At 54.6% G+C, this 22,582-nt stretch carries 20 protein-coding genes; 3 read left to right on the top strand and 17 right to left on the bottom strand.

Translation table 11 applies throughout. The features are described 5' to 3' along the window. Nucleotides 1-54: 54 nt before the first annotated feature. From rlmN to OGY19_RS03295, 4 genes are all read right to left on the bottom strand, one after another. Nucleotides 55-1,221, bottom strand: a complete 1,167-nt coding sequence (rlmN, locus tag OGY19_RS03310) for a dual-specificity RNA methyltransferase RlmN (RefSeq protein WP_003037713.1) — start codon at nt 1,219-1,221, stop codon at nt 55-57. 290 nt (nt 1,222-1,511) lie between these two features. Continuing rightward, nucleotides 1,512-1,943: a nucleoside-diphosphate kinase gene (gene ndk / locus OGY19_RS03305; RefSeq protein ID WP_003037710.1), complete on the bottom strand. Its 432-nt coding sequence runs from the start codon at nt 1,941-1,943 to the stop codon at nt 1,512-1,514. Between the two features lie 137 nt (nt 1,944-2,080). Further along, nucleotides 2,081-4,393 carry a peptidoglycan glycosyltransferase PbpC gene (pbpC, locus tag OGY19_RS03300; RefSeq protein WP_115601666.1) on the bottom strand — a complete coding sequence of 771 codons (2,313 nt, stop codon included), beginning with the start codon at nt 4,391-4,393 and terminating at the stop codon, nt 2,081-2,083. Continuing rightward, nucleotides 4,394-9,325 carry an alpha-2-macroglobulin family protein gene (locus OGY19_RS03295; protein ID WP_286596227.1) on the bottom strand — a complete coding sequence of 1,644 codons (4,932 nt, stop codon included), beginning with the start codon at nt 9,323-9,325 and terminating at the stop codon, nt 4,394-4,396. A 206-nt stretch (nt 9,326-9,531) separates the two neighbouring features. Here OGY19_RS03295 and sseA point away from each other — a divergent pair, with 206 nt between their 5' ends. Both sseA and timP read left to right on the top strand, forming a co-directional pair. Continuing rightward, nucleotides 9,532-10,383 (top strand): 3-mercaptopyruvate sulfurtransferase, encoded by an 852-nt coding sequence (sseA, locus tag OGY19_RS03290; RefSeq protein WP_115601664.1) that lies wholly within the window; start codon nt 9,532-9,534, stop codon nt 10,381-10,383. Nucleotides 10,384-10,722: 339 nt separating this feature from the next. After that, nucleotides 10,723-10,851 (top strand): small toxic inner membrane protein TimP, encoded by a 129-nt coding sequence (timP, locus tag OGY19_RS03285; RefSeq protein ID WP_306308094.1) that lies wholly within the window; start codon nt 10,723-10,725, stop codon nt 10,849-10,851. Nucleotides 10,852-10,887: 36 nt separating this feature from the next. Here the strand turns inward: timP and sseB are convergent, their stop codons facing one another. From sseB to trmJ, 11 genes are all read right to left on the bottom strand, one after another. After that, nucleotides 10,888-11,664, bottom strand: a complete 777-nt coding sequence (gene sseB, locus OGY19_RS03280; RefSeq protein WP_115601663.1) for an enhanced serine sensitivity protein SseB — start codon at nt 11,662-11,664, stop codon at nt 10,888-10,890. A 70-nt stretch (nt 11,665-11,734) separates the two neighbouring features. Beyond that, a complete protein-coding gene (gene pepB / locus OGY19_RS03275; RefSeq protein WP_061068340.1) occupies nt 11,735-13,018 on the bottom strand; it encodes an aminopeptidase PepB in 1,284 nt (427 codons plus the stop codon). 61 nt (nt 13,019-13,079) lie between these two features. Further along, nucleotides 13,080-13,280, bottom strand: a complete 201-nt coding sequence (gene iscX / locus OGY19_RS03270; RefSeq protein WP_003037694.1) for a Fe-S cluster assembly protein IscX — start codon at nt 13,278-13,280, stop codon at nt 13,080-13,082. Nucleotides 13,281-13,291: 11 nt separating this feature from the next. Next, a complete protein-coding gene (gene fdx, locus OGY19_RS03265; RefSeq protein ID WP_003037690.1) occupies nt 13,292-13,627 on the bottom strand; it encodes an ISC system 2Fe-2S type ferredoxin in 336 nt (111 codons plus the stop codon). Nucleotide 13,628: 1 nt separating this feature from the next. Further along, on the bottom strand, nt 13,629-15,479 hold the full coding sequence (gene hscA, locus OGY19_RS03260) for a Fe-S protein assembly chaperone HscA (RefSeq protein ID WP_115601662.1): 1,851 nt from the start codon (nt 15,477-15,479) through the stop codon (nt 13,629-13,631). A 15-nt stretch (nt 15,480-15,494) separates the two neighbouring features. Continuing rightward, nucleotides 15,495-16,010, bottom strand: a complete 516-nt coding sequence (gene hscB / locus OGY19_RS03255) for a co-chaperone HscB (RefSeq protein WP_003838436.1) — start codon at nt 16,008-16,010, stop codon at nt 15,495-15,497. A gap of 108 nt (nt 16,011-16,118) precedes the next feature. Further along, complete coding sequence (iscA, locus tag OGY19_RS03250; protein WP_003037681.1) at nt 16,119-16,442, bottom strand: iron-sulfur cluster assembly protein IscA; 324 nt, start codon at nt 16,440-16,442, stop codon at nt 16,119-16,121. A 20-nt stretch (nt 16,443-16,462) separates the two neighbouring features. Then, nucleotides 16,463-16,849, bottom strand: a complete 387-nt coding sequence (gene iscU, locus OGY19_RS03245; RefSeq protein ID WP_002913991.1) for a Fe-S cluster assembly scaffold IscU — start codon at nt 16,847-16,849, stop codon at nt 16,463-16,465. A gap of 25 nt (nt 16,850-16,874) precedes the next feature. Beyond that, entirely contained in the window at nt 16,875-18,089 is a 1,215-nt protein-coding gene (gene iscS / locus OGY19_RS03240) for a cysteine desulfurase (RefSeq protein ID WP_038642631.1), read from the bottom strand. A 112-nt stretch (nt 18,090-18,201) separates the two neighbouring features. Further along, the gene (gene iscR / locus OGY19_RS03235) at nt 18,202-18,693 is read right to left on the bottom strand and encodes a Fe-S cluster assembly transcriptional regulator IscR (protein WP_286596226.1); all 492 of its coding nucleotides are present in this window, start codon (nt 18,691-18,693) and stop codon (nt 18,202-18,204) included. A gap of 173 nt (nt 18,694-18,866) precedes the next feature. Continuing rightward, a complete protein-coding gene (trmJ, locus tag OGY19_RS03230) occupies nt 18,867-19,598 on the bottom strand; it encodes a tRNA (cytosine(32)/uridine(32)-2'-O)-methyltransferase TrmJ (RefSeq protein WP_003838431.1) in 732 nt (243 codons plus the stop codon). Between the two features lie 118 nt (nt 19,599-19,716). On the opposite strand from trmJ, the gene suhB reads away from it, so the two are divergent. Further along, nucleotides 19,717-20,520 (top strand): inositol-1-monophosphatase, encoded by an 804-nt coding sequence (gene suhB / locus OGY19_RS03225; RefSeq protein ID WP_003037670.1) that lies wholly within the window; start codon nt 19,717-19,719, stop codon nt 20,518-20,520. 104 nt (nt 20,521-20,624) lie between these two features. Here suhB and OGY19_RS03220 read toward each other — a convergent pair whose 3' ends face one another. Both OGY19_RS03220 and OGY19_RS03215 read right to left on the bottom strand, forming a co-directional pair. Then, on the bottom strand, nt 20,625-21,605 hold the full coding sequence (locus tag OGY19_RS03220; RefSeq protein WP_115601661.1) for a nickel/cobalt transporter: 981 nt from the start codon (nt 21,603-21,605) through the stop codon (nt 20,625-20,627). After that, nucleotides 21,596-22,234 (bottom strand): DUF1007 family protein, encoded by a 639-nt coding sequence (locus OGY19_RS03215; protein WP_048210918.1) that lies wholly within the window; start codon nt 22,232-22,234, stop codon nt 21,596-21,598. Before OGY19_RS03215 ends, OGY19_RS03220 begins: the two co-directional genes overlap by 10 nt. Between the last annotated feature and the right edge of the window lie 348 nt (nt 22,235-22,582).

Genomic DNA, 22,582 nt, shown 5'->3' with positions numbered 1-22,582 from the left:
CATCTGGTTTACGTTGCACTACGGTACATTAATTATACCGTAGTGCACTCAACATCAAACGGTCTTGATGTCGATAGCATCACCCTGCATACGCTTACGCAGAGTACGCTTGGTACGGTCAATAACGTCGCCCGCCAGCTGACCGCAGGCTGCATCGATGTCATCGCCTCGTGTTTTACGCACGATGGTGGTGAAACCATAGCTCATCAACACTTTGGAGAAACGATCGATACGGCTGTTGGAACTGCGGCCATACGGCGCGCCCGGGAACGGGTTCCACGGGATCAGGTTGATCTTACACGGCGTATCTTTCAGCAGCTCGGCCAACTGATGCGCGTGTTCAGTGCCGTCATTGATGTGATCTAACATCACATATTCAATGGTTACACGACCCTGATTCGCATTGGATTTCTCCAGATAACGGCGCACAGCCCCGAGGAACGTTTCGATATTGTACTTTTTGTTGATAGGTACAATTTCGTCACGAATTTCATCATTTGGCGCATGCAAAGAAATCGCCAGCGCGACGTCGATCATATCGCCCAGTTTATCCAGCGCAGGGACAACGCCCGAAGTGGACAGCGTAACGCGACGCTTGGACAGCCCAAAACCAAAGTCGTCCAGCATGATTTCCATCGCCGGAACGACGTTGGTCAGGTTAAGCAGCGGCTCGCCCATCCCCATCATCACCACGTTGGTGATAGGACGCACGCCCGTTGCTTTCACCGCGCCGACGATTTTCGCCGCACGCCAGACCTGACCAATGATCTCCGACACTCGCAGGTTACGGTTAAAGCCCTGCTGCGCCGTAGAGCAGAATTTACACTCTAATGCGCAACCGACCTGTGAAGAAACACACAGGGTGGCGCGATCGTCTTCCGGGATATACACGGTTTCTACGCGCTGATCGCCAACCGCGATGGCCCATTTGATCGTACCGTCAGAGGAGCGCTGCTCTTCCACCACTTCCGGGGCGCGAATTTCAGCCACTTCTTTCAGCTTGTTACGCAGCACCTTATTGATGTCAGTCATGTCATCAAAGTTGTCGCTGCAATAGTGGTACATCCACTTCATGACCTGATCGGCACGAAACGGTTTTTCGCCCATCTCTTTGAAGAATTCGCGCATTTGCTGACGGTTCAGATCCAGCAGGTTAATTTTTCCATTTTTATTTGGAACCGCAGGAATGACGACTTCAGAGGTGTTAACTAATTCAGACATAATTTTTTCCGGCCTCGTTGTTACACGTTGTGGCCCGTGGAGGGTTAAAAAGAAACGCCCCGGCAAGCGATCTGCTCTTCCGGGGCGTTGCATTGTACAAAGTCTGGCGCAGGGATGCCACGTTTGCACGAAGCATTAGCGAAAATAATATGTAAATCGCTAATTCATCTCCAAAGGATTTCGCGTCGCAGGAAGGCGGCAAGTTCGAGCATCCCCGGGAGCATAGAAAACTATGTGACCGGGGTAAACGAATGCAGCCAACGCATCTGCAACGTGAAAGACGCGGGAGATTAGCGAGTACGAGGGCAAACCTCGCCTTCCCCAAAGAAATAGGCGATTTCACGCGCCGCAGATTCAACGGAGTCAGAACCATGGGTGCCGTTCTCAGTAAAACTGTCAGCGTAATCTGCGCGCAGCGTACCTGCCAGCGCATTTGCCGGGTTGGTTGCACCCAGCAGATCGCGGTGGCGCTGTACGGCATTTTCGCTTTCCAGCACAGAAACAACGATCGGACCAGAGGTCATGAATTCAACCAGACCGTCAAAGAACGGCTTGCCATCATGCTCGGCGTAGAAGCCGCGTGCCTGCTCAACGGTCAGGTGCAGCATTTTAGTGCCGACAATTTTGAACCCTGCTGCTTCAAAGCGCGCAAAGATGCTCCCAATAACGTTTTTTGCCACCGCGTTTGGTTTGATGATGGAAAAAGTACGTTCAATAGCCATGATTACCTCTGAAAAAGATGTTTTGTTGTGGTTTACCTGGCGCGGATTATAAAGAGCATCCCGGCAATTGACTATTGACGAAGATAACATTTCTTTAAAATAAGATGAATTTTAGCAACAAACAGTGACCAACTGGTCTACTGCAACGAAAATCTCACCGCCGCCACCTGTCCGGCGTCATCCATCACCAGCAGTTGATAATCCCCTTTAGTCGCCAGCCGTAGCGTAAGACGACGTCCGCGTTCATCCAGCCTTTCACCGTTAAGAAACCACCAGCGTTCACCGCTCCCACCGCTGGTTTGCACCGGCAATGAGGCTTGAGCAGAACCGGGTAAACGTCTCACAATCGCGCCATCGCGAACGCCTGTCAACTGCAACGGCAGGGAAGCATCCTGTCCCAGCGGCGGACACGTGACAGAAACCGGCGGTAGCCTTGCCCCACGGCGCTCTGACTCCGGTAACCATGGCTCCAGCGGCAAAGGCCAGACGATTAACGTTTGCTCGTGCGCCTGGGGGCAATCCGCCGCCACACGCTTGCCTTCATCATCCAGCCAGACAGGAAAACGAATTCCATTAACCCCTTCCTGCTCGGGCAATAATAACGTTGGCGGCTGACTGCCATCCAGTAACCAGGTTGCCAGACGGCGACGGCAGTTGCTGTCACTGGGGGCAAGAGATTGCCCGCCCGGCCAGCACACCACACCGCGACTCACGGATTCAGGGCGTGGATCTTCCGGCTGATTTGTCCCGCGAGAGAGCAAAAGATTGTTGACCTGATTGAGCAACGGCACGGCGCTGGCAAAACCAAACTGTCCCACCACCGGCGTACCGTCTGGCCTGCCGGTCCAGATGCCAATCACATAACGGGCGTTAACACCAATCGCCCACGCATCGCGATAGCCATAGCTGGTTCCCGTTTTCCACGCCAACGGCACCACGCGGCTCAGCGCGTTATCCGGCAGCGGTTGCGCTTCGTCAGCCATAATGCGGCGAATAATCCACGCCGCGCCGGCCGACATCAACGGACGTTCCAGCAGTGGATCGTCTGGCTGCAGACGCAGTTTTCCCGCTTTCCCCTGGCGGGCAAAGGCGCTGTACGCCGCCGCCATATCCTCAAGCCTTGCCCCCGCACCGCCCAAAATCAGCGACAGATTCGGTGCGGCCCCTGCGGGAAGATACAGCGGTAAGCCGACGTTACGTAACGATGCGGCAAAACGCTTCGGGCCATAGACTTCGAGTACCTGCACGGCGGGTAAATTCAGCGAGCGCACCAGCGCTTCGCTCATGCTCACCGGGCCATGAAAACCGCTGTCAAAATTCCCTGGTCGATAATCCCCGGTTCGACGCGGTACATCCTGCAACAATGAAGCCGGATGAATGAGTCCGTCATCCAGCGCGAGACCATAAACAAACGGCTTTAGCACCGAGCCCGGCGAACGGATCGCATTCACCATATCCACATGACCAAAACGGGAGTCGTCATTCATATCTACCGAGCCGACCCAGCCACGCACGCTCATATCGGTGTGATCGACCACAATCATCGCCAGCGAACTGCGCGCAGGTAAGCGCCCTTTCCAGTTTTGCGCCAGCTCTTCCAGTTGACGCTGCAATCCGGCATCAAGGGTAGTCACGATTTTATCGCTTCGGCTTTTTCCCAGCATCATGCGCGAGAATAACGGTGCTAACTGCGGCATTTGCCGGGGCGCCAGCCAGACCGGTTCTTCACGCGACTCCTGCACCTGTCTGGCAGGCCAAATGCCCTGGGTCGCCATACGTTCGAGCACTTTATTACGCGCCGCTTCAGCGCGGTCCGGCCAGCGATCCGGGCGCAGGCGGCTCGGTGCCTGCGGCAGCACGGCCAGCAGCGCGGCATCGGAATAACTCAATTGCGCGGGTGATTTACCAAGATAAGCCCAGCTTGCCGCCCCCACGCCCTGCAGCGTACCGCCGAACGGCGCACGGTTGAGATACAGTGTCAGGATGTCGCGTTTGGAGAGATGCCATTCCAGCTGCAATGCGCGCCAGAGCTGGCGAAACTTGCCGCCGAAGGTTCGCGGATGGGGATCGAGTAATCGTGCGACCTGCATGGTGAGCGTACTGCCGCCCGAAACCACACGCCCAGAGGAGAGGTCTTGCCATGCCGCGCGCAGTACTGAAAAAGGATTAACACCAGGATGTTTCCAGAACCAGCGGTCTTCGTAGTTAATTAACGCCTCAAGGTAGCGGGGCGACACCTCATCAATCGTTACCGGATACCGCCAGATACCATCCGCATCGGCGAAGCGCCAGAGCGGCGTACCATCATAGGCCACCACGACACGCGCCGGATCGACTTCGTGAAGCGGCAGCGGCCAGATTTTATCTGCCACCCAAACCGCCGCCGCAAGCAGTAGTGCAACGGCTGCCAGCCAGAGCCAGCAGCCGCGTTTACCCAACCCGCGCATCATTTACGGTCTGACAATCAACAGTCCCTCTGTCGCACCGGTCGCGCGCCACTGCGGAACGTACATGGACTCCACCTGCGGCACAGGAACCTGATAGGTCCCCGGCGTTACCGCCCGCGCCAGATACACCAGCGTCACCGGCTGTCCTTCGTTGACCGCCACTGCGGCGACAAAGCGATCGTCACGGAACTCAACGTGCTGGATATCCGCCTGCTGCATCTGATTGAGCAGATTCGCCACTTCGCTGCCGCTGTCCTGCAGGCTGGCGCTGCCGTTGGCCAGATTCTGGTTTTCCAGTTCCAGGCCCGCTGGCAGTAAGTCGACCACCAACGCATCCGGTACGTTCTGGCTGGCTTTCACCTCCAGCCAGACCAGCACCAGTTCGCCGCTGCGCAGAGAATCCAGCGATTTGCTGTTCCCGTCGAGCCCCAGGATCTGACGCTCAATATGCAGAACGTTGCTGACAGGCGTTGGCGAGGTTTGCGGGTAACCGCTCACATCCAGACGCAGCCACAGCGGCAGATTACCGGTATTGGTCACGCTCAGCGTAGACAGCGCGTCGGCATCCAGATTACGTGTCTGTGATTTCTCTGCGGCTAACGGTTGTTCAGAGAATGACGTTTGCGCCTGCCACGAGCCAGGCAAGTCCTGTAACGTACGCGCGGCAAGGAACAGCGCATTATTTTCCTGAGTAGAGAGCCAGCGCTGTCCAAAGGCCTGTTCTGACAAGGTGTTCAGCAGCGTATTCTGTACTTCAGGTTTAAGTTTGTTTTCTTCCAGCAAGGCCAGCATCAGCGCGTTGTCGCGCAACTGACTGCCGTAATCCGCCATCCACTGCTGCGCATCGCGGCGTGGCGTATTCAACGCCAGCGTTAACGCTTGTTCACTGCGGTTAGCATCGCCCATGTTTTTCAGCGCGATCCCCAGTTGTAACAGCGGTAAACCAGAGGCTGCTTGCGCACGACGCTCCCAGATCTCACGCAATGCGCCGAGCGGAGCTTTTTGCTGATGCGCCAGAACCAACGCGGCGTAAGCCTGGACGGCAAAGCGGCTCGCGGATGCGTCGTCGGTATAGCGAATCGACATCATGCCCGGATCCTGCAAATAGCGCAGTAGCCGCTCGTTGCCCCGGTTAATCACCTCTACCGGGACACTGTAGCCCTGTTCATTTGCCCGGACGAGGAAATCCATGACATACGCGGTCAGCCAGTACTCTTCCGACCCGTTTTTATCCCACAGCGCGAAACCGCCGTTATCACGCTGCATCTGCACTAAACGGGAAATCCCAATATCGACTGCCGCGCGACGTTTTTCATCGCTGTCGCCTACAATACCTAACGCCTTCAATTGCGCAGCGTTGGTGTATAAGGATGGGAACAACCCGCTCGCCGTTTGCTCCAGACAACCGTAGGGGTAAGCTTTCAGTTCGCGGATATAGCGCGCCAGATTTAGCGGCGGCTTACCGCTGAACAGCAGTTGCCCCTGCATCGTCACAGGGGAGAAATTGGTCAGTTCTTCGCCCGGAAGCTGCCAGGTTGCGCCCGGCTGAAGTGCGACACCGTTATTAACGGTTTGCGCCGGGAACGCCGGACGCACGCCAATCTTCCACTGTTTATGCTGAACAGGCAGCGTTTCACCCGGTAAAGTCAGACCGCTAATCTGCGCCTGAATTTCGCCATCGCCAAACCCCTCCCGCGCGCGCACCGGAATAAACAGCGTAGTCCTTACGCCTGGCGCCAGATTTACCGGCGCGGGATCTTGCCCCATCAGCTCCAGTAAACCATTGGCCGCGAGCTTAATATTCAGCGTTTGCGGTTTGTCAGTCAGGTTAGTCACGTCCAGCGTCAGGCGCGAGGTATCGCCTCCCGCCAGAAAACGCGGCATATTCAGTTCAGCAATTACTGGCGCGGCAACAATCACCTTGCTTTCGCTGCTGCCAAAGTCATCCGCCGTCCAGGCTTGCGCCATCACCCGCAGCTCGCCGTTAAAATCACCGATAGGTAACGTCACCGTACCTTCGCCCTGCTCATTAAGCGTGACCGGCAGCGCCTGTTGCGCCACGATATTGACGTGATTAACCGGTGGCTTACCACCGCGTTTTAATTCATCGCCATCACCACCAAAACGCAGCGCCGCCAGGCGTCCTTGCCCTTCGATCACCTGGCCGTAAATATCATAAATATCCGCGCCATAGCGTTTTTGCCCGAAAAACGCCTGCCACGGATCCGGCGTGGCGTAATCGGTAATATTCAGCACTCCGCTGTCAACGGCAGAGACCAGCACGTTAACCTGTTTTGGTACGTCGCCATTTTTGACGCTGGCTTTAATCTTGACGGTCAACGGCTGGTTTGGACGTATTTTCGCCGGGTTTTCCAGCGCCAGCGCCAGACGACGGTTTTCGTCACCTAACGGCAAATGCAGTAAACCGACCGCACGTTTTGGCGTTGCCGAACGGGACTTGTCGCCAGGACGAACCACCAGCGCACTAAGATACAAATCGTGGCGATTCCAGGTTTTATCGATTGGGATGGAGATATCGAGACCATCCGCCGGTACGTCTATTTCTTGCCACCACAGCGGGCCTTCGCTGGATTCCACCATCGCATAACCTTTGCCAGCAGCGGGAGCGGCAACGTGCAGCTTCATGGTATCACCGGGACGATAGCTGGGTTTGTCCAGTTTCAGCGTCACGCGATCGGGACGCACAGCCCCACTGCCGTCGCTATTATCCTGCCAGCTATAACCGGCCCAGAAGCGTACGCTGCTCACCGCATCATTAGGGGCTTTCACTTCCAGACGATAGGCGCCCCACTCAACCGGGAAGCTGACTTTACCGGTTTCATCGGCCTTAAGATCCAGAGTCTGCTCACCTTCAACCAGATCCTTTTGATCGAACTGTGATTGCCAGCCCTCGCCTTCAGACCAGTTCCAGTAATAATCTCGTCGCTCGCGGATCAAACGCACCTGCAAACCGGACACCGCTTTTTTCTCGCCTTGCGCATCGGCATACACAATGTCGAAAGCGGCGTTGCTGTTTTCATCAACGATAGGCTGATTCACGGTGGTATCGGTGCGGTAGTCATAAACGGCTTTCGCCGCAAACTGCGGACGAATGCCCGGCAGCGTATCTGCAGGCCAGATGGCTTGTTCAACCCGACGCGTCACCGGACGACCGCCCGACTCCAGCAGGCTGGCTTGCAGAATGACCTGTAACGGGGAATGCGTCTCCTGCCACTGGCTGTTGGCGGTCACTTCGCCGCGACCGTGGTCATCCAGCGTGAGCTGAACTTCATCGAGGCTGCGGGAAAGGTTTTCTTCGGCGATATTCCCAAACTGGAAGCCCGGTAACGCCTGTACCGCATCCCGCAATGGACGCAGGTAAAGCTGGCCTTGCAGCGCATTGCCGTTGGCGGGCGCGCCGTACAGGTAGTAGCCCACCACCGAGAACTTCACTTCATCAGTTGGCGCCACCGGCATCTTACTAGCGGCGAGGTTAAGCGCCATCCGCTCCGGCATAAAATCTTCGACGTGGAAATCCCACATCCGCGACTGGTTGTCGCCAGTATTGGCACGAATATGCCACATGCCGGTTGGCGCGCTGCTGTCCAGCGGCCAGCTAAAACTGTACAGGCCGTTTTCCGGTTGGCTAACTACCGAGCGTAATACCTGTCCGTCGGGTTTCACGACTTCCAGCTTCACCGGTTGGTCGGGCAATGTTTTGCCGTCGCTGTCACGCAGTAATCCGTTGAGGATCACCGTTTCGCCAGGACGGTAGAGGTCACGAGGACCGAACATAAAGAACTGTTTGCTGTATCCCGGTGCACCGGCAATATCAAATTCAGCCAGATCCAACGCCGGGAGCTTCAGGTCCAGCAGCGTGGTTTGCCCATCTTTGCGGGCCAACAATAAGGCGGCATCTTTATCCGTCTCGAGCTTCACGTGTCCCTGCGCATCGCTGGTCGCCTGCGCCAGCGTCTGCCCTTTCTCATTGAGTAAGGTGACCTCAATACCCTGCTGCGCAGCGCCATTTTCCAGACTCTGCGTAAAGACATCCAACTGGTTATGATAACGGTGCGCAGACACGCCAATATCGCTGAGCGTGAACAGCGTGGCGGCATTGCTATAGTTGTACTGCCCGGCCTGGTTCATCACCGCAATGTAAACGCCCGCCTGCTGTAGCGGCTTAATATCGCTAAGCGGCAGCAGCAGTTTCTCGCGGGTATTGCGCGCAGGATTAAGGTCAAAGCGCCCGGTATAAACCAGTTCCGCCATTTTCAACAGATTGTCTGACTCCCAGTTTGACAGCGAATTACGATATTCCCACTGGCTGACAAATGCACCGAGCGACTCGGGCTTCACGCGAAAGAAGTTCACATCCACGCTGTTGACGTTAAGGGCCATCACTGGCAGCCCTTCAATCACTTTTCCCGGCAGCAGCGAGCCGCGACTGGCGAAGCCTACGCTTGGCTGGACGTCGCGGGTGGTAATATTTTTTTCATAGTCGATAGCGAACGTCGCTTTATTCAGCGCCAGCAAATCACGCTCAATGGTCACCACCAGTTCGCGGTTGGGTTCGAGATGGCGTAAGCGTAGCTCTTTCAGGTTTGGCGCCAACTCCCAGGCCCCATCCACTTTGCCGCTTTTTTTATCGACAACGTGCAGTACGCGAGAAAAATCTTGTTCAGGATCGAGAGGAATAGAAAAAGTCAGCACCAGCGTCGCCGCACCATCCAACTGGACTTCTGAGGCATCCAGCAGCGTCAACGGCTTGCCCTGGCTTTGCTGCATCAGCTTTTGTAATTGCGCCGGATCTTTTACCGGTGTGGTCTGTGGGGCGGGCGTATCATTTTTTGCCGTCGTCGACGGCTTATCGTTATTATCGCACCCCGCCAGCGCCAACATCAGCATACAGGCCACTACGCGTAAATGTTTCATTTTTCATCCCTGGCCTGAGTGGCCCGTTAGCAACGTAGAACAACTATTATGCGTCAGATTTCAACAGGTGGAAGTCAGTAATAAGATGTTGTTGTCTGAATTTTCGTGATTAATGTGGGTCCACCTGACAAATCAGCCTCTTTTACTTGTCGCTTTGCACCAAACATCCGACAATTTGCCGAAACCTGGTAAAAATGGAGATGCCTATGACTACCGCCTTCTTTGTCGCTGCCGACTGGCTTGTCGAACATATTGACGACCCGGAAATACAAATTCTTGATGCCCGGATGGCACCTCCAGGCCAGGAAGATCGCGATGTTGGCGAGGAGTATCGCGCCGGCCATATTCCTGGTGCGGTCTTTTTTGATATCGAAGCGCTCTCCGACCATACTTCTGCGTTACCGCATATGCTGCCACGTCCGGAGGCTTTCGCCGTCGCCATGCGCGAGCTGGGCGTACATCAGGATAAACACCTGGTCATCTACGACGATGGCAATCTGTTTTCCGCCCCGCGTGCCTGGTGGATGCTGCGCACATTTGGCGTCGAAAATGTCTCCATTTTGGCAGGCGGTTTTGCGAGCTGGCAGCGTGATGAGCTCCCCTTGCAGACAGGAAATGTTGACTTGCCCGAAGGTGAATTTGACGCCGTGTTTACGCCAGAGGCCGTCGTGCGGGTGACCGATGTCCTGCTGGCCAGCCATGAAAAAACCGCACAGATTGTCGATGCGCGCCCGGCTGCGCGTTTTAACGCAGAAGTTGACGAACCCCGACCAGGCCTCAAGCGCGGCCATGTTCCCGGTGCGCTGAACGTACCGTGGACAGAGTTGGTTCGTGACGGCGAACTGAAAACCACCGATGAGCTGGATGCTATTTTCTTCAGCCACGGCGTGAGCTTTGACAGACCGATAATCGCCAGTTGCGGATCCGGCGTAACGGCGGCCGTGGTGGTGCTGGCGCTTGCGACGCTGGGCGTTTCTAACGTCGCATTGTATGACGGCGCATGGAGCGAGTGGGGTGCTCGCAACGATTTACCGGTAGAACCATCTGAGGCTAAATAAAACCTGATTTATTCATCTTTTTCGTCCACAAAAAAACCGCTCAAATGAGCGGTTTTTTTGTGCTGGTCCGGTTCGCGGCCTTTCCAGCAGGCTGTGTTGCCATAGCAACGCAGGCACACCTCAGGAGCTAAATATTCCGGTTTAAGAGAATAAAAGTCAAGTTAATTAACAGGGAAACTATTCAACATTTAATGTATTATTCTGAGCGGCCCTTTCCGCTGTCTCGCAAACGGGCACTGGCTTTAGGGAAGGTCATTGTATGGCCGTATACGCAGGCGCACCTCAGTGCTTGCTATCACGGCATGATCGCCAGTGGTGCTGTCGTGATGCGGTCTTCGCATGGACCGCGCAATGAAAATACGGTACTTCTGTATCGTGCTTGTTGTATCTGGCGCGTTGTGTCTTCACGGGGACCAGAGTTACTCAGGTAATTTTGCACGCGTGACGCTCAGCGCCCAGGGCAAGTAAGCCAGGTAGCCGCCCTACGGGGCGGCTTTCCTTTACTCAGATAATCCTGTTCTGTTTGAAATCCCTCAGGAAGCCGCCCCAGCGGCGCTCGTAGAAAGGCGCGATGTGTTCGGTAATAAAGTGGCTGACCCCTTTCTCACCTTTCACCACCTGGCAGATATCAATCGGTTCATCACCCGGTAACGTATCCGTTGCAACACTCCCCGTGGCATGAATAATCTCTTCAATATCGCCATCGGCTTCAATGCCAATCAGCAGGTTGGGTTGGGCATCCGGACTTTCTTTGATCGAGCAGAGAAACGCGCGTTTTACCGGCTTAATGGTTTTAAACAGCGTAGTCAGCGAGTCAATCATCTGCGCCGGAGGTTCAGCGACTTCAGAGAGGATCAGCGATTCACCGCCTTCCAGTACTTCCTGAGTGCTGAGCGGATTCCCCTCTTCCCCCATCAGCAGGCTGATTTCACGCGGCATAAATTCTTTGCCGGTCGGCAGTTTCGCGTTGAGAAACAGCGTTTCGCCGAGCGTCATTTCAAACAATGTACGCACTGGCATGACGACAAATGCCAGCTCATCTTCAACCGCCTGCTGCAGAGCTTCCAGGGAGGTGAAGAACGGGATCACGGTGGTGCCGTCTTCTTTTTCCCAGTGCTGAAGATCGAGGGCGCTGTCTTCAACCACCGCCTCGCCTTCTGCGGCAGTACCCGGCACCCAGACGGTAGACTCCAGTAAAGTACGGAAAAATGCCGGACGATGCGCAGGCTCTGTCGCCGCTTGCTCCAGCAGGGTTTCTAATTCGTTTTTTGTTTCAGACATAAGAACCACAAATTGGATGAGTACGTGTAGGCCGAATGCGCGAAACGCTATCCGGCCATACAGTCATAAATTACGCGGTCAGCAGGTTGGCAATCGTGCGCACACCCAGACCGGTTGCGCCCGCAGACCACTGCTCAACCGGCGCTTTGCGATAGGTTGCAGAGCAGTCGATGTGCAGCCAGCCCTGCTGATAGTTTTCCACGAAATGGGACAGGAAGCCCGCCGCAGTGCTGGCACCCGCCGGATAAGCCGCGCTGCCGGTATTATTCAGCTCGGCAAAGTTAGACGGCAGCTGGCTACGGTGGAACTCTGCCAGCGGCAGACGCCAGAACGGCTCGTTTTCTTGCGCCGCACTTGCCAGCAGACGGGTAGCCAGTTGGTCATCAAAGCTAAACAGCGCGTGGTAATCGTTGCCCAGTGCCGTTTTCGCCGCGCCAGTCAACGTGGCAGCATCAATGATCAATTCTGGTTTTTGCGCGCTGGCGTCAATCAGGCCATCGGCCAGTACCAGACGTCCTTCGGCATCGGTATTCATCACTTCAACTTTTTTACCGTTGCGATAGTGAATAATATCACCGAGCTTAAAGGCGTTGCCGCTGATCAGGTTATCCGCGCAGCACAGATACAGCTTAACGCGCTTGTTCAGACCACGGGTGATGGCGAACGCCAGCGCGCCGGTCACCGTGGCCGCACCGCCCATATCAGACTTCATCGAGTCCATAAATGCGCTTTGCTTGATGCTGTATCCGCCGGAATCAAAGGTAATTCCCTTGCCAACCAGACAGGCATAAACCGGCGCTTCTTTATCGCCAGTTGGATTGTAATCCAGCGCCAGCAGTACCGGAGGACGTTCAGAGCCACGACCTACGGTATGCAATCCCATGTAGTTCTGCTCGCGCAGATCTTCGCCTTTAGTGATCCGGTAAGAGACGTTATCGCAGGCAACAGAGCACAGCAGGTCTACTGCGCGTTGCGCCAGCTGTTCCGGGCCCAGCTCTTCTGCCGGGGCGTTAATGGTATCGCGCACCCAGTCAATAATTTTCAGGCGGTTATCCAGCTCTTTGCGCTGCGCCTCATCCAGAGCGGCCCACTCAACTTTGCGGGTGCCTTTTGGTCCTTTGTAGCCCTGCCAGAACGCCCAGCTACGTTCGGTATCCCAGCCTTCACCGTCCAGTTGGACATGTTTAATACCCAGGCCGTCAATTTTACGGGCGGCGCGCTGGATAAGGCCGAGGTCATCTTTCCCGTTCAGGTGCAGGGTAATACCGTCATTATTAATGCTGTATGTCGCCTTTTCACCCCAGCGGGCATCGGCGGGTTGCGTGGAAAGCGTAATTTTCATGGCTTCTGTCATTTTATTTATCCTTATTTTCGCGCATACAGGAAAACGGGCCGCCCGTGGGCAGCCCGTTGACTTATTCGGCTTCGTCCAGCCAGACCAGCAAAATGGCCTCAAGGATTTTTTCGTTCGATGCCTGTGGATCATCATCGAACTCTTCCAGGTCACAGATCCACTGGTGCAGATCGGTGAAACGAACGGTCTTGGGGTCGAGATCGGGGAACGCGTCGTACAGCGCTTCGCCGATTTCACGGCTATCGGTCCACTTCAGTCCCATACTACCCTCTGTTAATGCTCACGTGCATGATTGATTGTGTAACGTGGGATTTCGACCACTAAATCGTCCTCGGTGACACGTGCCTGACAGCTTAAACGGCTCTCCGGCTCCAGTCCCCAGGCTTTATCCAGCATGTCGTCTTCTTCTTCTGTGCTTTCCGGCAAAGAATCAAAACCTTCACGTACGATGCAGTGGCAGGTTGTGCAGGCACAGGATTTTTCACAGGCGTGTTCAATCTCGATACCGTTACGCAGGGCAACATCAAGAATGGTTTCGCCGGTCTCAGCTTCCAGAACTGCGCCATCGGGACAGAGATCCTGATGAGGCAAAATAACAATCTTTGGCATATTAAACCTCGTCCACGGAATGGCCTTTCAGCGCGCTACGGACGGATTTGTCCATGCGGCGAGCAGCGAATTCCTGGGTTTGTTTGTCTACGTTTTTAATGGCTTGTTCTATCGCGTCAACATCGTCACCCTGTGCAACCTCGCTCAAGTGCGCGGCGGCGGTGTCGATAGCCTGACGTTCTGCGGCGCTTAACAGCGCGGCATCAGCGTTCAGCGCACCGGATAAACTTTCCAGTACGCGTGCCGCTTCGACTTTCTGTTCTGCAAGCCAACGGGCTTTAACGTCCTGCTCGGCAAAACTCATCGAATCCTGAATCATGGAGGCGATTTCACTGTCGGTCAGACCGTAGGACGGTTTAACCTGAATTGAGGACTCAACGCCGGTAGATTTTTCCATGGCGGTGACGCTCAGCAGACCATCGGCGTCCACCTGGAAGGTCACGCGGATGTGTGCGCCGCCAGCTGGCAATGCCGGGATGCCGCGCAGCGCAAAACGCGCCAGTGAACGGCAGTCCTGCACCAGCTCACGCTCGCCTTGCATCACGTGAATGGACATCGCGGTTTGGCCATCTTTAAAGGTGGTGAAATCCTGCGCGCGCGCCACCGGGATAGTGGTGTTACGTGGGATCACTTTCTCCACCAGACCGCCCATAGTTTCAAGACCGAGCGACAGCGGGATAACGTCCAACAGCAGCATTTCGCTGTCTGGTTTGTTCCCGACCAGAATATCCGCCTGAATTGCCGCACCAATGGCGACCACTTTGTCCGGGTCGATAGAAGTCAGCGGCGTACGGCCAAAAAATTCACCGACGCGTTCACGCACCAATGGCACGCGCGTTGAACCACCGACCATCACCACTTCCAGCACATCTTGCGGCTCCACGCCCGCATCTTTCAGCGCGCGACGGCAGGCCAGCAGCGTACGCTTGACCAGTGCGGAAATGAGTTCATTAAAGATTTCACGGGTTATTTCACCCTGCCATCCCGCCACATTAACCGTCACAGAATCGGCATCGCTGAGCGCGATTTTCGCGGCAATAGCGGCATCCAGCAGTTCGCGCTGTACGCGGTTATCGCTGCGATCGGCCACGCCCGCCTGCTCGCGAATGTAATCCGCCAGCAGATGGTCAAAGTCGTCGCCGCCGAGCGCGGAATCACCGCCGGTCGCCAGCACTTCGAATACGCCGCGACTCAGGCGCAGAATAGAAATATCAAAAGTACCGCCGCCAAGGTCGTAGACGGCGATCACACCTTCCTGACCGGAGTCCAGACCATAGGCAATCGCTGCTGCGGTCGGTTCGTTCAGCAGACGTAATACGTGCAGGCCCGCCAGACGCGCGGCGTCTTTGGTCCCCTGACGCTGTGCATCGTCAAAGTAAGCCGGAACGGTGATCACCACGCCGTCCAGTTCGCCGGACAGTGATTCGGTTGCCCGCGCGGCCAGCGCTTTCAGAATATCCGCGGAGACGCGCACCGGATTAAGCAATCCGGCAGCGGTTTCAATCATCGGCAAGCCGTTTTCGCTTGCCTGGAACGTATATGGCAGATGCGGGTAACGCGCCTGGATATCTGCCAGAGAGCGGCCCATCATGCGTTTTACCGAACTGACGGTGTTTGCCGTATCCAGCGCGGCATTGGCGCGGGCATCGTAACCAACAGAGTAGCCCTGCTGCTGATAGTGAACCACTGACGGCAACAGGTGGCGACCTTCATGGTCTGCCAGCGTTTCGGCCTGGCCGCTGCGTACGGTCGCAACCAGGGAGTTGGTGGTGCCTAAATCGATACCTACCGCCAGACGACGCTGGTGCGGCGCGGCGCTCAGACCAGGCTCACTAATTTGTAATAAGGCCATTTTCGCTTCCGGAAATTAAAAATCGAGCAGTTTTTCTTCGAGTTGTTCTGCACTGCTTCGCAGTTTATCGAGAAAACGCAGCTTACGCACGGTATCTGCCGCTGCGTCCCACGTCTCGCTATCCAGCTGTTCCACCATCAGTTGATGACGAACGTTATACATTTCGCTGACGCGTTGCATAAACGCATCTAAACGTTGACTGTCTTTTGCCTGTTCAATTTCGTCCAGCTCTTCGCGCAGCTCCAGCTGTTCCATCAGAAACGCGGTATCGCGCACCGTATGCTGCTCGCTGCGGATATCAAAGCCGTGTAAAGACAATAAGTATTCAGCGCGCATCAAAGGATGACGCAGCGTTTGCCAGGCCTGGTTGATAGTGGCGGACTGCGAAACCGCAGCAAGTTGTTCCGCCTGGGAACCGCTGGCGAATTTATCAGGATGATACTGACGTTGTAGATCCTGAAAACGTAGGCTCAGCGCCTGAGTATCGAGCTGATAACGGGCCGGTAAGCCAAAGAGGGTGAAGTAGTCCATAACATTCTCAGGGCATCGATTCTCTGTTGTTCGATGAGGCAAAACCAGAGAGTCAGGTAAAACAAACCCCACGCGCAGGCGACCACGGTGGGGTTATCAGTAAGCGCGTTACACGTGGAAGCTTTCGCCGCATCCACATTCGTCTTTCACGTTCGGGTTAGTAAACTTAAACCCTTCGTTCAGACCTTCTTTGACGAAGTCTAACTGCGTACCGTCGAGGAATTGCAGGCTCTTACCGTCGACCACAACTTTTACGCCTTTGTCTTCAAACACGGTATCTTCAGCCGCCGGCTCGTCAACAAATTCCAGTACATAGGCCATACCTGAGCAGCCGGAGGTTCTCACGCCCAGACGCAGACCAAACCCTTTACCGCGGTTTGCCAGGAAGGTATTTACACGCGCTGCTGCACTGTCGCTTAAGGTAATCGACATAATAAAACCTCAACTCTTAATTATTTTGCTTCACGTTTGCTTTTGTAATCCGCAATCGCGGCTTTAATCGCGTCTTCAGCCAGAATAGAGCAGTGAATTTTCACCGGTGGCAGTTCAAGCTCGTCGGCGATATCGGTGTTTTTAATCGCCTGTGCTTCGTCCAGAGATTTCCCTTTTACCCATTCGGTAACCAGAGAGCTGGAAGCAATAGCGGAACCGCAGCCGTAAGTCTTGAAACGCGCGTCTTCAATGATACCCTCATTGTTGACTTTGATCTGCAACTTCATCACGTCGCCACAGGCTGGTGCACCCACCATGCCGCTGCCCACGTTCTCGTCGCTGTTGTCAAAAGAACCCACGTTACGTGGATTCTCGTAATGATCGATTACTTTTTCGCTGTAAGCCATGATGAATTCTCCTTATCGATACCGATTAGTGATGTGACCATTCAATGCTGTTCAGATCCACGCCCTGTTTGAACATTTCCCACAGTGGAGAAAGGTCACGCAGGCGGCCGATGGAGTTGCGAACCAGATTGATGGCGTAGTCAATCTCTTCTTCGGTAGTGAAACGACCTAAAGAGAAACGAATTGAGCTGTGTGCCAGCTCGTCGGTCATCCCCAGCGCGCGCAGCACGTAGGATGGCTCCAGGCTTGCAGAAGTACATGCAGAACCGGAGGATACAGCCAGATCTTTCAGCGCCATAATCAGCGACTCGCCTTCAACAAAGTTGAAGCTGACGTTGAGAATGTTCGGTGCGCCCTGCTCGAGGTCACCGTTGAGGTACACCTCTTCCATATCTTTCACGCCGTTCCACAGACGGTTACGCAGACTGCGCAGGCGCGCCATCTCGGTTTCCATCTCTTCTTTAGCGATACGGTATGCTTCACCCATGCCGACGATCTGGTGCACAGGCAGCGTACCGGAACGCATGCCGCGCTCGTGACCGCCGCCGTGCATCTGCGCTTCAATACGAATACGCGGTTTACGACGCACGTACAGCGCACCGATACCTTTCGGACCATAGATTTTGTGGCCGGAGAAGGACATCAGGTCAACTTTCAGTTGGCTCAGATCGATAGGCAGTTTGCCCACGCTCTGGGTCGCATCAACGTGATAGATGATGCCGCGTGCGCGGCACATTTCGCCGATAGTCGCGATATCCTGCACCACGCCGATTTCGTTATTCACGTGCATGATGGACACGAGGATGGTGTCGTCACGCATTGCCGCTTCAAGTTCTTTCAGGTCGATAATGCCGTTACGCTGCGGGGCGAGGTAGGTGACTTCGAACCCTTCGCGCTCCAGCTGACGACAGGTGTCCAGCACGGCTTTGTGTTCGGTTTTGCTGGTGATGATGTGCTTGCCTTTTTTCTGATAAAAGTTGGCTGCACCTTTAATCGCCAGGTTATCGGATTCCGTCGCACCGGAGGTAAAGACGATTTCACGCGGGTCAGCGCCCACAAGATCGGCAATCTGGTTACGGGCGATATCTACCGCCTCTTCAGCATGCCAGCCGAAACGGTGTGAACGAGACGCTGGGTTACCAAAGTTTCCGTCCAGGGTCAGACACTGCATCATTTTCTCGGCAACACGCGGGTCCACCGGCGTGGTTGCGGAGTAGTCGAGATAGATCGGTAATTTCATTGCTCTATAAACTCCGTACATCGCTTCAATGCAAGGAATCAGGCAACCGGCTGGATGTACGACCGTGTTAACGGGGTGTGTAACACCCCGGCCTGATTCTAAAATACTTTTATTATGCGCGTAACTTAACGTCGATCGCGTCTTGAGCACGATTAGTGCGTGGAGCGTCATGGGTATGCTGGCGACCAGACACATCCAAGACTTCCAGATTATTCACCAGTTCGCCCAACGTAATGTTGTTGAGGAAACCGGTCAGACGATCGCTCAGATCGCGCCACAGCGCGTGGGTCAGGCATTTATCGCCGCCCTGACAACCGCCTTTGCCCTGGCAACGGGTCGCATCTACAGACTCGTCAACAGCGCTAATAACTTCACCTACTGCGATGCTGCCGGCATCTTTACCCAGCAGATACCCGCCGCCTGGTCCACGTACGCTGGAAACCAGACCGTTTTTACGCAAACGGGAAAACAGCTGCTCCAGATATGACAGGGAAATTCCCTGACGTTCAGAAATATCAGCCAACGGTACCGGGCCCGTTTCGGAGTTGAGCGCAACGTCCAACATTGCGGTCACGGCATAACGCCCTTTTGATGTCAGTCTCATGTCTTACTTAGCCTCAAACTCGCCCCTGCCCGGGGTTTTTTATTGTAAAATGGGGGTATTGCATAGCAGGGGCAAGTCTGACATTCCCGACTAAATCAGTCAACTATTTACTTGACTAATTTAGTCAGGTATTTAACCTTCAGTGCCATTTTTACTTGCCGGAGGCGTTACGTTTACTTGCCTTTATTCTGTTGCTCAATTGAAGCTAAAATTCCGCGCAAAATGTTCAGCTCCTGGCTCTCAGGACGCGCACGCGTAAACAGACGGCGCAGCTTATTCATCACCTGTCCCGGATGCCCTTCGCGGATAAACCCGGTCGACAGCAGCGTTTGTTCCAGATGACCGTAAAAACGCTCTAAATCATCGACCAGCGGGTACTCAGCTTCTTCGTATTCTGCGGTCTTCTCGCTTTCCTGCGTCGCCAGCCAGGCCATGCGCACTTCATAAGAGATGACCTGCACCGCCATCGCCAGGTTCAGCGAACTGTATTCCGGGTTCGCTGCAATAGCGACGTGGTAATGGCACTTCTGCAGTTCTTCATTCGTCAGACCAACGCGTTCACGACCAAACACCAGCGCCACCGGCGAATTCGTCGCTTCAGAGACGCTTTTTAAACCGCATTCACGCGGATCCAGCATTGGCCACGGCAGCGTACGAGAGCGCGCGCTGGTGCCTACTACCAGGCTGCAACCTGCCAGCGCTTCATCGAGAGTATCGACGATCTGCGCGCTGCCGATCACATCACTGGCACCTGCCGCCAGAGCGATAGCCTGAGAGTCCGGTTTAACCAGTGGATTTACCAGCCACAGATTGGTTAAACCCATGGTTTTCATTGCGCGGGCTACAGAGCCCATGTTGCCAGTGTGAGAGGTTTCCACCAGCACGATTCGAATATTTTGCAGCATTGTATTTCTTCGGCTAAAGATTATTCGGGCATATTATCATAAAACGAAGACATATTCCGAACTCGCTGCTATACTCTGCGCCGTTTTCCCGTTCTTTAACATCCAGTGAGAGAGACCGATGCATCCGATGCTGACCATCGCCGTGCGCGCAGCGCGCAAGGCGGGTAATGTAATTGCCAAACACTACGAAACCCCAGACTCTGTAGAAACCAGCCAGAAAGGCAGCAATGATTTCGTGACTAACGTCGATAAAGCCGCCGAAGCGATTATTATCGAAACTATTCGCAAATCTTACCCACAGCACACCATCATCACCGAAGAAAGCGGTGAGCACGCAGGTGAAGATCAGGATGTTCAATGGGTTATCGATCCACTGGATGGCACTACCAACTTCGTAAAACGTCTGCCGCACTTCGCGGTATCTATCGCAGTACGCATTAAAGGCCGTACTGAAGTCGCCGTTGTTTACGATCCAATGCGTAACGAACTGTTCACCGCAACCCGCGGCCAGGGCGCACAGCTGAACGGCTATCGCCTGCGTGGCAGCACCGCCCGCGATCTGGACGGCACCATCATCGCCACCGGTTTCCCGTTCAAAGCGAAGCAACACGCCGCTTCTTACATGAAAATTCTTGGCAAAATGTTTACCGAGTGCGCTGACTTCCGCCGCACAGGTTCTGCTGCGCTGGATCTGGCTTACGTTGCCGCTGCGCGCGTTGACGGTTACTTCGAAATCGGTCTGAAACCATGGGATTTCGCAGCAGGTGAGCTGATTGCGCGTGAAGCTGGCGCACTGGTTTGCGACTTCACCGGTGGTCATAACTATCTGGCGACCGGCAACATCGTTGCAGGTAACCCGCGCGTTGTTAAAGCCATGCTGGCGAACATGCGTGATGAACTGAGCGACGCGCTGAAACGCTAATCGTTTGATGCCGGATGGCGGCTAGCGCCTTATCCGGCCTACCAGGGGCATTCCCCGTAGGCCTGATAAGCGAGGCGCCATCAGGCATTCATCCTACAACAGTGCTAAAACGGTCTTATCCCCCGCCCCACCGGCACCGCGCTCATCCACATCACTACCGCAGCAGCAATCAGCACCGCACCACCGGCTAACGCCAGCGTCGTCCAGCCAATCTGTCGCCACAGCACCGGGGCTTTGTGTCCGCTAATTCTCACCGCCAGCGAGCGAAAACTGTGTACCAGCAGAGCCAGTGACGTAATTGTTAAAGAGGTTCCTGCCGCCATCGCCAGCGCCGACGCCATACCCCAGCTAAAGACGCCAACGACTTTACTGAACAGCAGCACCATAATTGCGCCAGAGCAGGGACGCATGCCCATAGAGAAAATAATCATCAACCGGGCGCGCCAGTCATCGCCGCTTTGCAGTTGTTCCGGGTTGGGCAAATGCTGATGCCCGCAGCCGCAGCCCTCGTGATGCACATGGTGCGGCGTAAAGGCGGTGAATTTCGGGCGCATCAGCAGCTGGCGCAATGTCTTTAGCGCACGGACACACAATAAAACGCCCAACACGCCAACCAGCGCATAACTTCCTTTCTCCAGCCAGAAGCTGCTCATATGCAGCTGTCGGGCAGGCAGTTGCAGTACCGTGAGCACCACAACCACCAGCCCTATTGCCACCAGCCCCTGTAATAGGGAAGACGCCAGCGTCAGCCCGATGCTCGACTTGAGTTTCGACGGATGCGTCGCAAGCCAGGTCGTGATGACGATTTTGCCGTGCCCCGGCCCCAATGCGTGCAATACCCCATATATAAAGCTAAACAACAGCAGAGATCCGCCCGCACGTGTGGGGTTCGCGGCAACCGCTTTCAGCAACCCGCTCATCTGCTGGTTAACGTCGCGCTGCCAGACGACACTTTGCATCATTACCTGAGGCCAGGCCTGCCACAACCACAGCCCCCCGCCTGTTGCCAGCAACAAAAAGACCGCCAGTGGCCATAGCGTGAGCCAACGGCGTCTGGCTGCGCGTTGTTGATAAACTACTGACATTGCAGCGTCACCGTCTGTGCAAACTGTTTACCCAACTCCATATCCTCCGGCGGTGCGTCTTCTTTATCCAGAGACTGCGCAAAACTCAGCATGTGTTCATTCGGCGTCGGCGTATGCATTGAAATATGGCATTGCTGGCTTATGGTCTGCGAAAGCCGGGCGTCGCTGTCTTTGTCATAGCTCATATCGACGTAGTAGGTCGGATCGAAGGTTGAAATAGTATATTTTTGACCGCTCAGTGGTTGAGCTTCGGCCAGCGGCAGAACGAACGTCAGCACCGCCTGGTGTTCTTCACGCTCCATGCCATATTCCGTCGGTCTGTTTTTAAACTTTACCTTTTTCCCATCGTGCCATACTTCGGTGAAATAGTGCTGCCCGAGAACGTTGGCCATCACTTCCGCCGCCAGTTTTTTCCAAATTTCATCGCCAGGTTTAGCATTCCCCGCGTCGTAAAGCAGATCCGCCGACGTGATTTCATCCATCGTCCAGCGCATTTTTAGCGCGACGAACCGATCATTTTCGCTCACAACTTCGGTTTTCAGATGAATAAAGCTGTGGGGATGCGCACCTGTGCCAAAAGACAGGACAGCGAGAAACAACGTCATAATGATACGTTTAACGCCTTGCATGAGTTCTCCACGTTAAAAATCAACACCGCCACAAATAATGATGCCGTATTTGGCGCAAGTGTGCCGAGGATACCATTGAACGAAAAAATGTTGAGCACCCTTTTCCGGTATCGATTCAGTTCTCAATTTCGATAATTTCTTCTTCGGGAAATTCCACCCAAGCACCTTTTCGGCGTCAAATCTTAAGTCAAATGATAATAGGATGTTAATTAATAGTTTCATTTTAATGTTTTATTAACAATTAATTTGAACGCTTGAATCTAAAAACATGTAAATTTAACTAATTGTTAACTATTTTATTTCCATAAATTCACAATAATGGGTGTACATCACATTCTCCAAACTTAT

The organism is Citrobacter sp. Cy070, assembly GCF_030332245.1.
Lineage (GTDB): Bacteria > Pseudomonadota > Gammaproteobacteria > Enterobacterales > Enterobacteriaceae > Citrobacter > Citrobacter youngae.
This window is presented reverse-complemented; position numbering and strand designations above follow the sequence as displayed.